Source organism: Pseudomonas syringae group sp. J248-6 (assembly GCF_032586995.1).
Taxonomy (GTDB): Bacteria; Pseudomonadota; Gammaproteobacteria; order Pseudomonadales; family Pseudomonadaceae; genus Aquipseudomonas; species Aquipseudomonas amygdali.
The window spans coordinates 1-15,063 of record NZ_JAWHOP010000003.1; the positions used below are offsets into that span (position 1 = coordinate 1).

Annotated in this window: 12 protein-coding genes and 1 pseudogene; 10 read left to right on the top strand and 3 right to left on the bottom strand. The window is 51.6% G+C overall.

Translation table 11 applies throughout. The annotated features are described in order from the left end of the window. The first annotated feature begins 729 nt into the window (after positions 1 to 729). From RYC17_RS04370 to RYC17_RS04385, 4 genes are all read left to right on the top strand, one after another. The gene (locus tag RYC17_RS04370; protein ID WP_316902576.1) at positions 730 to 2,259 is read left to right on the top strand and encodes an SIR2 family protein; all 1,530 of its coding nucleotides are present in this window, start codon (positions 730 to 732) and stop codon (positions 2,257 to 2,259) included. A gap of 160 nt (positions 2,260 to 2,419) precedes the next feature. Next, the gene (locus tag RYC17_RS04375; RefSeq protein WP_316902577.1) at positions 2,420 to 3,820 is read left to right on the top strand and encodes a hypothetical protein; all 1,401 of its coding nucleotides are present in this window, start codon (positions 2,420 to 2,422) and stop codon (positions 3,818 to 3,820) included. Positions 3,821 to 3,878: 58 nt separating this feature from the next. Next, positions 3,879 to 5,444, top strand: a complete 1,566-nt coding sequence (locus tag RYC17_RS04380) for an ATP-dependent nuclease (RefSeq protein ID WP_316902578.1) — start codon at positions 3,879 to 3,881, stop codon at positions 5,442 to 5,444. Continuing rightward, positions 5,429 to 6,460 (top strand): AAA family ATPase, encoded by a 1,032-nt coding sequence (locus tag RYC17_RS04385; RefSeq protein ID WP_316902579.1) that lies wholly within the window; start codon positions 5,429 to 5,431, stop codon positions 6,458 to 6,460. The genes RYC17_RS04380 and RYC17_RS04385 overlap by 16 nt, the downstream gene beginning before the upstream one ends. Positions 6,461 to 6,532: 72 nt before the next feature. Here the strand turns inward: RYC17_RS04385 and RYC17_RS04390 are convergent, their stop codons facing one another. Continuing rightward, positions 6,533 to 6,916, bottom strand: coding sequence for a hypothetical protein (locus RYC17_RS04390; protein WP_096126656.1), 384 nt, complete (start codon positions 6,914 to 6,916; stop codon positions 6,533 to 6,535). Positions 6,917 to 7,075: 159 nt separating this feature from the next. Here RYC17_RS04390 and RYC17_RS04395 point away from each other — a divergent pair, with 159 nt between their 5' ends. From RYC17_RS04395 to RYC17_RS04405, 3 genes and pseudogenes are all read left to right on the top strand, one after another. Continuing rightward, positions 7,076 to 7,327 carry a type II toxin-antitoxin system RelE/ParE family toxin gene (locus tag RYC17_RS04395; RefSeq protein WP_316902646.1) on the top strand — a complete coding sequence of 84 codons (252 nt, stop codon included), beginning with the start codon at positions 7,076 to 7,078 and terminating at the stop codon, positions 7,325 to 7,327. Between the two features lie 276 nt (positions 7,328 to 7,603). After that, positions 7,604 to 9,724 (top strand): alpha/beta hydrolase domain-containing protein, encoded by a 2,121-nt coding sequence (locus RYC17_RS04400; RefSeq protein WP_316902580.1) that lies wholly within the window; start codon positions 7,604 to 7,606, stop codon positions 9,722 to 9,724. Between the two features lie 2 nt (positions 9,725 to 9,726). Beyond that, positions 9,727 to 9,921: pseudogene (locus RYC17_RS04405) on the top strand (antitoxin). Positions 9,922 to 9,934: 13 nt separating this feature from the next. On the opposite strand, the gene RYC17_RS04410 reads toward RYC17_RS04405, so the two are convergent. Then, the gene (locus tag RYC17_RS04410) at positions 9,935 to 10,810 is read right to left on the bottom strand and encodes a LysR family transcriptional regulator (RefSeq protein WP_057401012.1); all 876 of its coding nucleotides are present in this window, start codon (positions 10,808 to 10,810) and stop codon (positions 9,935 to 9,937) included. A gap of 100 nt (positions 10,811 to 10,910) precedes the next feature. On the opposite strand from RYC17_RS04410, the gene RYC17_RS04415 reads away from it, so the two are divergent. Then, complete coding sequence (locus RYC17_RS04415; protein WP_003431122.1) at positions 10,911 to 12,080, top strand: mandelate racemase/muconate lactonizing enzyme family protein; 1,170 nt, start codon at positions 10,911 to 10,913, stop codon at positions 12,078 to 12,080. Between the two features lie 102 nt (positions 12,081 to 12,182). Beyond that, positions 12,183 to 13,490 (top strand): C4-dicarboxylate transporter DctA, encoded by a 1,308-nt coding sequence (gene dctA, locus RYC17_RS04420; protein WP_003431124.1) that lies wholly within the window; start codon positions 12,183 to 12,185, stop codon positions 13,488 to 13,490. Between the two features lie 59 nt (positions 13,491 to 13,549). On the opposite strand, the gene RYC17_RS04425 is transcribed toward dctA, so the two are convergent. Further along, positions 13,550 to 14,143 carry a TetR/AcrR family transcriptional regulator gene (locus tag RYC17_RS04425; RefSeq protein ID WP_057401014.1) on the bottom strand — a complete coding sequence of 198 codons (594 nt, stop codon included), beginning with the start codon at positions 14,141 to 14,143 and terminating at the stop codon, positions 13,550 to 13,552. Positions 14,144 to 14,244: 101 nt separating this feature from the next. Between RYC17_RS04425 and RYC17_RS04430 the strand changes: the two genes are divergently transcribed. Continuing rightward, the gene (locus RYC17_RS04430; RefSeq protein WP_122280394.1) at positions 14,245 to 15,003 is read left to right on the top strand and encodes an SDR family oxidoreductase; all 759 of its coding nucleotides are present in this window, start codon (positions 14,245 to 14,247) and stop codon (positions 15,001 to 15,003) included. The last annotated feature ends 60 nt before the right edge of the window (positions 15,004 to 15,063 follow it).

The following is a 15,063-nucleotide window of genomic DNA, read 5'->3' on the forward strand; positions in this document are numbered from 1 at the left end:
TTGCGGGGGGAGTCGGCGCGGGTGGGGGCTACACCGCTGGTAGAGCCATTTCCTACAGAACATTCGGGCTGAACGGCGCAGATAATGCGTAGCTGAATGCTCAAGATGGATTCACACCCCGTAGGGGCTGGATCAGCAGCGATGAGAAACTTTTCACTGTGGTTCCAATTCCGACCATAAACCACTGCGTCCAATCCCGGCCATTAACGTTCCGTAGTCTTCAAAGTTACAGACATTCACCTCAGCCTGGCTCGTCCACGTGGCTTCACATTCTTCACACACCCACAGCAAAATTTGTGCAGAGCGGACACGCATTGCTCGAACGTAACCTTGGCCGCACCTTTGGCACTCAATCAGCATGTAAATAATCTCTGACAGAACTTCTGTGTAGTCTAATCCTATAGGCCGCTTTTGGCGGATAGCAGTCGGTTATCACTGATCGTTCTCGACTCATAGCTGCCTTCCACCGGAATGCAGGAATCGGCCAGATGCAATGCGCGCCTCAAAACCTTGAGCTCGCTGGGGGGGGGTGAGTAGACACATCATTTTCACCTCCGTAGAAAGCCCAAGGATAATCAGCGTCTTTCCTAGGCTGCAATATGAACAGCGTGCCCCCTCAGAGCCAACAGATCAAATAGTTCACGGCTTGGCTACAGCAGCTATCACAGGATAGCCATCAGCCACCACCGTGCTAAGATACGCGCTTGAGGTTCACGCCAAGGATGAAACATGCGTATTGAAAGTATACTAAAAAATATTGACGAACAAGGCACAAGAAGAGGCTATTCGTTTGAAACTTTTGTACTAAACTTATTAAAATATCACTTATCAACTCAAAATAAAGAGCTTGAGATAGGAAACACCCTGACATTTTTCGATGCCATTGCGCCCAATGGTTTTGATGACTACCGGGGAAAAGTCTGCTTTGAAGTAAAATACGACGCCAAAGGACTACTTTACAAATCATCATCATTCTTATCAAAATTTATAACACAAGTCGAATCAATACCCTTCGACGCTCGCCCCAAGACACTAATAATAATATCTGCAACCAGCATCCCGGATCAAGTAAAGGCTTCTATCCAGCGAGTTGGGATCCCCAACTCCAAAAGCACTTGCCGCATAGTTTTTTGGGGGCCAGATGAATTAAATAAATTAGTAACAAAGCACCCAGCAAAAGCTAACGAAATAAGCAATAACTTATTCACCCTGAGATTAGAGGCCGCAGTAAATCCCATAGAGCAAGACTGGCGCAAAAAACGAGACACTATTGTACAGAATCTGAAAGACAGTTTCGACAGAGGGCAGCTTTCATTATTTTTAGGCGCCGGAGTATCAAGCAGTGCAGGAATGCCAGGTTGGGGAAATCTGCTCAACTCACTCTTCATATCCTATCTAACTCAAGAATTTGACACTGACAAAACAATAAACATATCTGAAATCCCAGAAATGGTTGATCGCCTAAACAAAGTCTCTGAATCCTCTCCACTTATGGGTGCGAGATATATTAGAAAGGGGCTTACTGGAAAAACCCCTGCAACTGACAACTTTGTAAATGCAATCACCGAAAGCCTTTATGAACTCAGAAATAAAAGCTTTAACATCAGCTCACCGCTCATCCAAGAAATCGCCACAATGTGCATGCCTAGACGCACAGGAGCCAAAGTTAAATCCGTAGTAAATTATAACTTCGACGATCTATTGGAGAGACAGCTAACAAAATCGGGCATTTCTCATCGTAGCATTTACACCGAAAGTGAGGCATACGACCCTGAAGAACTACCCGTATACCATGTTCACGGTTTCCTCCCTGAAAACAGAAAAAACTACAACTCCCTTGAGAAGTCTACATTAGTCTTTTCCGAGGAAGGATATCACCACATCTATACAAACGCATATCACTGGTCAAATCTCGTCCAACTCAATTGCTTGCGAGAGAACAATTGCTTAATGATCGGCCTGTCAATGACCGACCCAAATTTGAGAAGACTCCTTGATATTTCTGCAAGAAGCGTTGAGCAGAATAAACATTTTGCATTTATGAAGCGGCTAGACCTTCATGAGTTTTGCTATGAAGTTACGAACGGGGAGCAAAGCACGATTTTAAAGAACACCAAGGGCGCGCAAAAGTTTCTGGACACTCATCACGCACTGAATGAAGAGTTAATGTTGGAGCTGGGTGTCAACATCATATGGTACGAAAATTACGGTGAGATTCCAAAAATTCTGCATATCATCAGCCGCGCACGTGGCAGTTGACTAAATAGCCGCATTGGGCATTCCTACGAGCGCAGGGTAAAGAAGGCTCCAAGGCCAGAGGTACCCGCCTTGAGGTTTGGCTCACAATCTCCTAGAAAGGATTAACCTGTGCTGCTTCGAAGTCCTCGTTGTGACCGGTTTCATCGCCATGGAGGTAGGAGTGAAGAATCATTACGGAATAGAATTTCCTGCCATAGAAAAGCTAGCCACCAAAGCGTTCCCAAAGCTTGAACTGGCTCATCCGCTCTACCAGCGCTTTCCTCGCGAGCAAGTGGGTTTTAGACTCGCGTCTACCCTGCTCCACTCCATTGCTGCAGATCCCGACAGATTAGACGTCGTACTGGGGCTGCAGAACCTACTGATCCTCAAAATCGCCACGTGCGACATTCGAATATCCCGGTTGCGGAAGGCGCAAAATCGCGTTCCTCGTATCCTCGCCCAACCGAAGTACCGCAGCGGTGGCGCTGCTGTCAAAGCACGCTCCACAATGCTCAAGGATCTTCGCAAAGGCATCATGGCGAGACAGGACGAGATCCGCCAACTTGCCTACCTGTGGCGATGCTTTGGGGACGGAATTGCTGCGATTTACCAAAGCCAGCATGCCCTGAGACATCTGCTTTACGACGATAGATATCAGGTGAAGCAGACCGCAGGGGCCATATATGGCAAGGAAGGTTTCGGCCACGAGTACGCCAAGCTGAAGCAGGGCATCGAAATGGGCGTACCCGTGGTGATGTCCGACCTCACTAACATCATTCGTCATGGAGATTTGTGCGCGCTCGCCGGCCCAGATCCAGTTCCACTGGAATTGAAATCGTCCAAGGTCACAGGTGGGCGCGTAGCAAGACAAGCTGAACAGCTCGGTAAAATCACAACCTTTTTCGAACAGGATGAGGCCCGCAATTTTAGGGGATCTATCCGAATCATTCGCACAGAGATGGCGAGCGAAGAGGTCGATCATCGGGAGTTTTTAAACCACGGAATTCAGCAAGCGCTTCGGACTGGCCTCTGGAGTGGAGCTCCCGAGCCGGGACTGCGCTATGTCTGCTATCAAAACGCGATCCTAGAGAATCGCGATTTGGTGTACTTAGAGATTGATAAGTGGGCCACAACCTCTACGTGGGTTACACCGTTGGGCCCTGAGCTATCCTGGCTACCCGCGTACCCATTCACACTGTCAATGTCCCCTCAAAATGCCACCCTCTTCATGCAAGAAGCTTTCGGCATTTTCGTACTCATCGATCTCGAGCTAACCAAACAGCTTTTCAAAAATCTGGATGTTCATTGTGTTTGGCTAATGGATGGCACTCACTCCATGCAAATCTGTCGCGACTCCAACAACCTCATGAAAGGCGCCTACAGGGTAAGTGAGTGTTTGTTTGATCGCGTATCAAAAGAATTCCTGTCCCTATCATGGTTTGTCCAAGAGCGCTCAAGCATCTTTGATGACAGTTGCATACCAGTTTTCACAGAGATAAGCTCAAAGGAAATCATTGCTAAGCATATGGATGGTTGGGCAGACGCACAAGATTTCTACAAGTACCAAGAACCGAAGGTCTAAGCAGCACCGCTGCCGACAGCTGACGCTGAAGAAATACAAGGTTTAATAAGGATAAAAAATGCCGGCCATTACCAAACTAATGCTTCGCAACTTCAAGCAGTTTCCTGAACTGGAAATGGATTTCAACCCAACTAAAAATGTGCTCATTGGAGACAATGAAACAGGCAAAAGTACCGTCCTGCTCGCTATTGATCTCGTGAACAGCGCAAGCCGGAGCCGCGTGGAAACTCTCGGGCTAGAAGCACTTATAAACCGCCAAGCTGTAATGGATTTCCTCAGCGGCGAGAAAAAAGTTTCTGGCCTACCTGAAGTGCTGGCTGATCTGTTCCTTGAGGATGGTGATGAACCGTACTTCCACGGCAAACAAAATCAACTTGGTGATAACTACGACGGTATACGAATGAGGATAGCCGTTCCAGATGACTACCACTTGGCCATCAAGCAGATGCTGGAGCACGATCCACAAAATTTCCCCTTCGAATACTACGCCGTCACCTTCCACACTTTCGCAGGCGAGGGATTCAATAGCTATCGACGCCCTCTAAGGCACCTCCACTTGGACAGTTCTCGCATAGACAGTGAGTATGCTGCCAAGGAATATACCCGAGCAGTCTTCGGACTTAATGCTGAGGTTCCAGAGCGGCATCGACTTGAAAATTTATATCGAAGAGGTAAAGAAGGCTTCCGCGACAGCCAACTAGGAGAATTAAACAAAAAGTTTCCGCCGTATGAATTTGGAATTCGTACGAGCACTCGAGCCAATCTAGAAACAGATTTGGTAATTACCAAAGATGGTATTTCAATCGAAAATCGCGGCAAGGGCGAGCAATGCTTCATTAAAACCGAATTTGCGCTAGGTCGTCACGATGCCCGAGGGGGCCTTGATGTTCTCCTGCTTGAGGAACCTGAGAACCATCTCAGCCACACCAACACGAAGAGACTGGTTGAACGCCTCGCACGTACTGAATCGACCCAGCTCTTCGTAGCGACTCATAGCAGCCACATCTGCTCCAGGCTCGATCTCCGACATGCGCTGCTTCTAGGGACATCTCAAAGCACAGGCACGCTCAAAGCACTCTCCGAAAAAACTGCTGGCTTTTTTATGAAGGCTCCTGACAACAGCGTCTTGGAGTTCGCCCTATCCAAGAAGGTCATCCTGGTCGAAGGTGATGCAGAGTTCATTCTCATGGAGGAGCTTTATAAGCGAGTTTCCGGAGGTACAACCCCTCAGGCTGATCACGTACACATAATTTCGATTGGCGGCACTAGCTTCAAGCGCTACTTGGAGCTAGCTAGACTCTTGAGCATCAAGGTTGCCGCGATCAGGGACAATGACAAGAATCACCAACAAAATTGCATTGACAACTATTCAGAGCATATAACCGATAGCGCCAAGATCTTTGCAGATAAAGATCCAAATCGCTATACATTCGAAGTCGGGATGTACCTGGACAACCAGAAGGTTTGCAATGAACTGTTCGGCGAGGATAGGAAGACTCTGACGGTGCAGGAATACATGCTGAAGAACAAAGCTGAAGCGGCGTATGAGCTTCTAGAGGCCAACCATGAGAATCTCTCTGTACCTGGCTACATCCAGGAGGCCGTGACATGGATAAGAAAGTAATGTTCGCGGTAGCTGGCTCTGGAAAAACCAGCGAGATCATAAGAAGACTAGCGGAAAACAAACGCGCGATCATAATCACGTACACTGAGAACAACTTTAATCACCTCCGAAGCAAGGTGATTGGTAAGTTTGGGTACATGCCCAAGCACATTACCGTGATGACCTACTTTTCATTTCTACATAGTTTCTGCTACCGCCCGCTTCTTCAGCAGAAAATGAAAACCAAAGGCCTCTACCTCAAGCTACCCTCCGATAAAGTAACACGCGCTCGGGATAAGATGTCTCACTATCGTCATCCCAGCGGGCGCCTCTACTACAACAGACTGGCTAAATTTCTCGATGAGACAAAATCGCACCCTGAAGTCATACGGCGCCTAGAGCGATTTTATGATCAATTATTTGTCGATGAAGTCCAAGATTTTGCAGCAAACGATTTCAACTTGCTGATGGCGTTATCCCCGGTGAAGGCAGACATTCTCTTTGTGGGTGACTTCTACCAGCACACGTTTGACACAAGCAGGGATGGCAACATCAACTGCAACCTTCACAATAATATTGAAAAATACGAAAAGCGGTTCCGCGATTCCGGATACTTTGTTGACAAGAAAACACTCAAGAACAGCTGGAGATGCGGAACGACGGTTTGCGACTTTATCAGAGCCAACCTGAAGATAGAGATATTCCCGGTAAAGGAACGACACACCGCGATAATCAAAATTGAGGATCAGGTTCAAGCTGACGTGATCCATCGTGATAATAATATCGTGAAGCTATTCTACAACACGCACCACCGCTATGAATGCCATTCAAATAACTGGGGAGCATGCAAGGGTCTAGATCACTACAAGGACGTTTGTATCATCCTCAACAAATCACAGTGGCAACAATACCAAAATGGGCAGTTACACAAGATGAAACCAATAACAAAAAATAAGCTTTATGTAGCGTGCACTCGTGCTTACGGTAAAGTTTATTTCGCGCCCGAGCATCTATTTGCAGCACACAAAAAATCTTGAGTCACTCAACAGCTGAGTTTCGATACATCTACCCACCAAGCACGCAATGCAACGCCTCCTTGCTAGCGATCCCTACTGCAGTACACGCGGAGATAAATGGTGCTGCCCTTTCGAGACTCGCAAATAGTCACGCAGGGACGCTCGCCCATTACCCCTCTGAAACGTCGCTAGTACGTACCGCGAGTTCTCCGTCGTCATCACCCAAAACCTCCCCTCACGTTCGACCTTCAGCACGTCAGAAGTCCTAATCAGGTGACCGTTGCCGAACCGCCCATATTGGTCTTTTCGCTTGTGGCCAAACACCACACCGATACCTGCGCGCGCCCTGATGGATACTCCGCAAAGGTAAGCAGTGACCGGCATGTCGAAACCTTGCTCTTGGGCTTTAATGATTCGCTTGAGGTCGAAATCTGTGTGGCGTTTTCCGTGGAAGTTCATATCTAATGTGTCCAGCATCGTTGGGCTCCGATTGCGGTCTGGATGGAGTTATCAAGAACTGCACACGCAACCAGACGCGCTGGTATCCACACGATCAGGTCATGGCCGAGATGCGTGCGTTTCTAGAGTCGAAGCAGGCTCCGTCAGATGCTGGTTGAGTGACGGCCGGCAGCGCGAATTAACCTGCAGCAAATACTTTCCTATATTGCAGACAGAACCGTACGAGCAGCCAGCGAACTGGGAATGGCAATAGAAGTAGCCACTTTGGCCCTACCTCAACATCCTTACTTGTATCGCCATGGGCTAGCGCCTAGAACACGGGAAATCGTTGTGCACCCTAATTATCTCGTTGTTTACAAATTGACAGATCGGATCGAGGTTCTAGCGGTGCTTCACGCCAGACAGGTCTACCCTACCGACGCCGGGTAAATCTTCGATTGAGGTGTTGGTGCTTATGTCGAATCAGAAAAGGCCATCGGTCCAGCGGTAATATCTAACTTACCGGTCCAGAAATACCTAAGCACCACCTGACTTTGCAGAAAAACAGCCCATGCTGAAATTGGCAAGGCGTGCTCTCGGAACGCTCACGAATTTACGATAACCGAGCTAGCTGCGAGCTATGCTTGAAGCCTTTTTGTCTGTACAAATCATCGTCATCAGAGCATCAAAAGCCATCTATAAAAAAATGACAAATTGGGGGTAAGGATGAATCGCCTATTTCATGCTGCAGCGTTTGCAAGCTCCATAATAATCGTTGCAGCACCTGCCCAAGCCCGTATTACACAATTGGAGATCCTGCGGACCGAGCCCGCTTTCGGAGGCGAAAGCTTCGGGAATACAGGTACTTACGAACGCGTCTTTGCGCGCGCTCATGGTGAATTAGACCCAGAAGCTTCTGAAAACAAGATTATTCAAGACATCGAACTTGCACCCCGTAACGGTCGTGGGATGGTTGAATACACGACCGATGTTGCAATCCTGCGTCCCGCTGACGTGGCCAAATCGAATGACATTCTTCTATTCGACGTGCCAAATCGAGGCTCTAAGCGCGCGATGTTATTGTTCAACGCTGATATGCAGGGTAATCCAGCAGCGTTCAACAACTTCGAAGTCGCCGGGGACGGTTTTCTACAGCGCCAGGGTACGACGCTGATCGCGTTTGCCTGGCAGGGTGACGTTGCACCGGGCGACAACCGCATGATGGTGCAATTGCCGACGGCCATAAATACTGATGGGTCGCCGGTAACAGGTGTGGTGCGCAGTGAGTTGACCACGCTCTCACCGACCGTCAGCCTTAACCTGTCCGCAGGTTGGTTCACCTCCACGCCGCCTCATACAAGCTACAAATCGGTTGAAACCAACAATACCAAAGTGCTCGCAGATGGCTTTCGTCCGACGTTGACGGTGCGTTCGCGGGCAAATGCGCCCAGACAGGAAATTCCAGTGAATGACTGGAGTTTTGGCGATTGCAATACGCCGAGCGAAACCCAGATATGCCTACCCGCAGGTTTTCAGCCCGGTAAGCTTTACGAGCTGATTTACCGGGCCAAGGAGCCGACGGTAATGGGTATTGGTTTTGCTATCGCACGGGATGTTGGTGCGTTTTTTCAGCAGACTGAGCATGACGATACAGGTGTGCCCAACCCTGTAGTGCATGGGCCTAAGGTCAAGTCGATTATCACTGGCTCATCACAATCAGGGCGATTCATCCGCAGCATGATAGCGCTGGGGTTCAACCGCAGCGAGGAAGGTCATCGGGTCTATGATGGTGCGATGCCGCATATTGGTGGCGGCCTGATGCCGCTCAACATCCGATTTGCTCAGCCTGGCCGGGCGTGGGGCCAGCAGGTCGATCATGACTACCCTGCTTACGATTTTTCGTTTACCTATGGCCGGGAAACCGATCCGATTACCGGACGCTCGCAGGGTTTGCTGGATCGCTGCAACGATAACAATACTTGCCCTCTGATTTTCCACATGGCAACGGCCCTTGAACTTTGGGAGGGACGCCAGTCGCTTGGCCTTACCGATCCACTCGGCTTGCGCGATGCACCTGAACCGGAAAACGTCCGCACTTTTATTATGGCAAGTACGCAGCATGCACCGCCGTCTTTGCCACTCCCGGCTAATCCACCCTTTGGGCTTTGTCAGGTTCAATCAAATCCAAATCCACACACCTGGACAATGCGCGCAGCGTTCATCAACCTCGTTGGCTGGGTTCGTGATGAGACAACACCGCCCGCTTCGATAAAGCCCTCTGTGGCGGACGGCACACTGGTGCCGGCGGACAGGGTCAGTTTCCCGCTTATCCCCGCGACCAATTATGGCGGCGTCACGCGCCCCGCGCTCCGCTACACCGGTGCCGTCAATAGCCTGCAAGTGCTTGATTTTGGACCTGGCTTTCGTCCCGAAGACAGCTCTGGAATTCTCACAAACGAGCCGCCGAAATCGGGGGTTGGCAGTTACGGCCTCCTGGTACCTCAAGTGGACGCAGACGGAATTGATGTGGGTGGCGTTCGGGATGTGTATCTGGGTGCGCCCATCGGAACTTACACAGGTTGGAACACCTTCAGGCCCGAGTTTTTTGATGGCGGCTTTTGCAACTTCCAAGGCAGCTTCCTCCCGTTTGCCACGACGAAGAAAGAGCGAATCATGGCCGGAGATCCTCGCCTTTCCCTCGAGGAGCGCTACCCCACGAAGGAGGCTTATGTGTCTGCGGTGAGTAACGCTGCAGACTCGCTGGTTGAAGCGCGGATGCTGCTTCCTGAAGACCGTGAGCGGCTTGTAAAGGAGGCGCAGGAGAAAGGTGTGCGTGTAGGGCCTTGAGCATGAGCGCTCGAATTTCTCCAATCGCGCCGGAATTTGAAACTGAGGAACAGGACACCCGCTATGACAAGTGGTTTCGTACGCAGGTCCAAGCCTCAATCAACTAACCGGCGCCTAATATTCCAAACGATCAGGTCATGGCCGAGATGCGGGCGCTTTTAAAGCCGAAGCAGCTCGCAGCCATTGACTTTGATTGAACAATCTCGCGGATCACTGTCCCGCCCTCCCCCAGAACTCTTCGACCGATTGACTGGACAATGCTTTTGGCCGGGTCAGATGAATCTCCAGTGGTATATCCCAGCTTTCGTCCAGCGCTCTGACCAGGCGACCATCAAGAACCTCCTGTTCGGTGAGGCTCTTGGGTAACCACGCTACGCCTTTGCTTTCCAGGGCCATGGACATGAGCACCGCCGCAAGATGGCTGCTGAACAGTGGTTTGAGGTGCAGGTAATCTTCCTTGCCGCGCAGTCGGTGGGCGACGATACGGCCTAGTCCGGATTCGTGGGTGTACGCGAGGTAGGGCAACGCCGCAGGCGAGGTGCCGACGTTGGCGGAGGCGCTTGCAAGCGGAACGAGAACGTCCTCACCCACCTTCTTGCTGACAAACTGATCAGGGGCCAGGAGAGGCGGAACGTCGGGGTGGCGGTGGCAGAGCAGAAACTGCACCTGACCATGTATCAGCATCTGCTCACAAGCAGCCATGCTGTCGGAATGCAGTTGTACGGCCTCGATCGGGGCACCGTTTTCTGCGGTTCTGAGCCACTTGGGAAAGAACGTGAACGACAGAGAATGAGTGGCTGCAAACCGCAACGACCTGGCTGCCACGCCAGCGACTTCTTGAGCCTCACTGCGCATTCTGTACAAGTGCCGGGCAGCTTCCTGAGCACTGGGCAAAATCTGCCTTCCGGCCTCGGTGAGGGTGGCTCCTTGCGGTGTGCGGACAAATAACTCCACCCCCATCCAGTTCTCCAATGAACGAACTCTTCGGCTGAACGCCGGCTGGGTGACATGGCGTGCTTCAGCGGCACGAACAAAGCTGCCGTACTCCGCGAGCGCTGAAAGGTCTTCAAGCCAGACGAGTTCCAAGGGCCATGCCTCCTGTGCATAGGGTGCGGCATTAATAGCATTGGGCGGGTGGCGTCGCAACGCATAACGTGGCGCTCACAAACAACAAGAGGAGCCCGTCATGCGCATCGTAGACATTCGTGAAAAAACTGTTTCTATCGCCTCCCCTATTGCCAACGCCTACATCGACTTTTCGAAAATGACCTGCTCGGTCGTCGCTGTGATTACCGATGTGATTCGCGACGGTAAACCTGTTATCGGCTACGGCTTCAACTCCAATGGTCGCTATGGCCAGGGCGCACTGATGCGTGATCGCTTCCTGGCGCGCATCACGGAAGCTGACCCGGACACCCTTGTCGATCATGAAAACAACAACCTCGATCCGTTCGCCATCTGGAAAACCCTGATGACTAACGAGAAGCCGGGCGGCCACGGCGAGCGCTCGGTTGCAGTGGGCACGATCGACATGGCTGTGTGGGATGCCGTTGCCAAGATTGAAGGCAAACCTTTGTATCGTCTGCTGGCCGACCGCTATCGCGAAGGTGTCGCCGATGACAAGGTCTGGGTCTACGCCGCGGGTGGCTACTACTACCCTGGCAAAGACCAGACCAAGCTCAAGGCAGAAATGCAGAGTTATCTGGATCGGGGCTACGACGTCGTCAAGATGAAGATCGGTGCAGTGCCACTGGATGAGGATATCCGTCGCATCGAAGCGGTGCTTGAAGTGGTTGGGGACGGTCGTCGACTGGCGGTCGATGCCAACGGTCGTTTCGATCTTCAGACCGGAATCGCTTACGCCGAAGCCATCAAGAAGTACAACCTCTTCTGGTACGAAGAGGTTGGCGATCCGCTGGACTATGCATTGCAGGCCGAGCTTGCCAATCACTATGAACTGCCCATGGCTACCGGTGAAAATCTGTTCTCCCACCAGGATGCCCGTAACCTGTTACGCCACGGCGGTATGCGTCCTGATCGCGACTATCTGCAGTTCGACTGCGCTCTGTCCTATGGGCTTGTGGAGTACATGCGCACCCTCAAGGTAATGGAAGAAATGGGTTGGTCTTCCCGCCGCGTAGTTCCACATGGTGGTCACCAGATGTCCCTGAACATCGCAGCCGGCCTGCACTTGGGCGGTAACGAATCTTACCCGGATGTGTTCCAGCCTTTCGGCGGTTTTGCGGACGGGATCAAGGTAGAAAACGGTTATGTCGGCCTGCCGGATATTCCAGGTGTTGGCTTCGAAGCCAAGTCCGCCTTGTACGCAGTCATGCGCGAGTTGGGCGAAGGCTGATCTCCCTAGATCTGCGGCCTCCTTGAGAGAGGCCGCAGCATCAGGCGTCACCTACTGACGCCAAGCCACATGCCCATCACAAAAATAAAATGAGGTGCTTCCGTGGAAATCTCCAAAACCCGCTGGTATAGCCAGCTGTATGTGCAAGTGCTGATCGGCATCGTGATCGGTGCAGCCATCGGTTACTTCGTGCCTGATGTCGGCGCCAAGCTCCAGCCCTTTGCCGATGGTTTCATCAAGCTGATCAAAATGCTGTTGGCACCCATCATTTTCGGTACGGTGGTTGTAGGCATCGCAAAGATGGGCAGTATTAAAGAAGTCGGACGGATCGGTGTTAAAGCGCTGGTCTACTTCGAGATTCTTTCAACCATCGCGCTGGTGATTGGCCTGATTGTGGTCAACATTGTGAAGCCTGGCGCGGGTATGAATATCAACGCCAGTACGCTTGATGGCAGTGCTATCAGCAAGTACAGCCAGGCTGCCAGTGAGCAAGGAGGCACTATCGAGTTCTTTCTCAATATTATCCCGAATACCTTTCTTGGCGCGTTCTCCAATGGCGTGATGCTTCAGGTGATCCTGCTTTCGGTACTGATGGGTATTGCACTGGTGCAAATGGGCGAAACCAGCAAGCCGTTGATCAATACCATTGATTTGTTCCTGCAAGGTCTGTTCAGGATCGTTGCAATGGTCATGCGCCTGGCCCCTCTGGGTGCTGGTGCCGGCATGGCGTTCACGATCGGCAAATACGGAATTGGTACTCTGCTGTCACTCGGGCAGTTGCTGGTCGCCCTCTACGTTACTACCTTGATTTTCATCGTGGTGGTGCTGGGCTCGGTTGCCAGATGGTCGGGCATGCCGCTGATGCAATTCCTCCGCTACTTCAAGGATGAAATTCTCATCACACTGGGCACCTGCTCGACAGAAGCCGTGCTGCCGCGAATGATGGCCAAGCTTGAAAAGCTTGGCTGCAAAAAGTCGGTAGTGGGCATGGTGCTGCCAACGGGATACACCTTCAACGCGGACGGCACCTGTATCTACCTCACAATGGCCGCCATCTTCATCGCTCAGGCGACCAATACGCCACTGACATTTGTAGATCAGATGATTCTACTGGGGGTGTTTCTGCTGACGTCCAAAGGCTCGGCCGGAGTGGCGGGTGCGGGGTTTGTGACGCTGGCTGCAACGCTCACAACCATCCACTCCATTCCTCTGGTAGGTCTTGTATTACTTCTGGGCATTGACCGGTTTTTGAACGAAGCGCGGGCCGTGACCAACCTGATCGGTAACGGCATCGGCACCCTCGCCATTGCCAAGTGGGACAACTCGTTCGATGTCGAGGCCTGCGAGCGTGAAATCGCCGCGATGAAAGATGAAAAAACAGCGAGAAAAGCATTATTGGCGCAAAAGTAACCCTGGGAGCACCTTGGTCATGCCGTTCAAATACGGCATGACGGTTAGGGTTTGCGGCTTTAGAGCTGGACGTTCTTGTTCAAGCTTTCGGGGCTGCCTGCACATAAACCATCCATCACCAGGTTCAACAATCTGGTGATGCGTGAGCGCCATTCACTTTGAGAATCAACTTGCCATATGCCTGCAATGGCGAGAAAAAAGTCATCGGCAGTTACACCGCTACGAATCGTTCCAGCAGCTTCATTGGCCCGCAAAAGCAGCTCGGCGGCCGCCTGAACGGGTGCGTATCCGGACTGCCCTGGAAATTCATAAACAGACGCGGCCTGCCGAATAGCGGTGGCGAGACCCGCCTTAGTCATTGCATATTCAACGAGGTGGTCCATCCACTCCCGAAGGGCCTGCCTGGGGGCGGTAGTAGCGAGCAGTTGTTCCGCCAACGACGCCACTTGCTGCATTTCGAATTGATAAACCTCGAATACCAGTTTCTCTCGAGTAGGAAAATGGCGATAGAACGTTCCCTGCCCTACCCCGGCCTTCTTCGCAATTGCGCTTAGCGCCACAGCAGGATCGCTGGTCAGCTCAACCACTGCGACCTCCAGTATCCGTTCACGGTTCTTCCTGGCGTCAGAACGCATCACCAATTCGTCAGTCATGAGCAAAGATTTTCCTTGATTGGATTGCTAAGCGGACACCTGTCCGGTAATGTCCTTCAAGTGGACAAGTGTCCGCTTAAGCATTATTTCCGGAGTTTACTATGAATGGCACTGGCAATACGATTCTGGTTACTGGCGGCACCTCAGGCATAGGCCTCGGGCTGGCCCTCAGGCTTCAAAAAGCGGGCAACACTGTCATCATCGCGGGACGTCGCAAGGCTCTGCTCGACAAGATTGTGTCAGAACATCCAGGTATCGAGTCGATATTGCTGGACGTCTCCGATACACAATCAATCCAGCGCAGCAGCGAGGCCCTTGCGATCAGCCACCCGCATCTGAACGTTCTCATCAACAACGCAGGCATCATGCAATGGGAGGATCTGACTGATCCGCAATACCTGAGCACAGCCGAAGATATCGTGACAACCAACTTACTCGGCACTATTCGCATGGTGTATGCATTCACGCCACAGCTGATCAAGCAGCCCAGTGCAACGATCGTGAATGTCAGTTCGGCGTTGGCATTCGTTCCGCTGCCCGCGACACCAACCTACAGCGCAACCAAAGCGGCGGTTCATTCGTTCACTCAAAGTCTTCGAGTGCAGCTAGAGGGCTCGCCGATCGAGATTATCGAGCTCGCGCCCCCGGGTGTACGCACCACATTGCTCGGGCAGGAAAATGACGAGCACGCGATGCCTCTGGAAGAGTTTCTGGATCAAATCTTCGACCTGCTCGAGATCTCTCCGACCCCACCAGAACTTATAGTGGAGCGCGCCAAGCCATTGCGCTTCGCCGAAGCAAGCGGTGCCCATGATGAGGTATTGAAAATGCTTGCAGGGTACAAACCACCGGCACAATGATATTAACCACGTGAGTGGCCACTGATGCCATCGCTGTCGGCAAATGCATTTGCTTGCCCA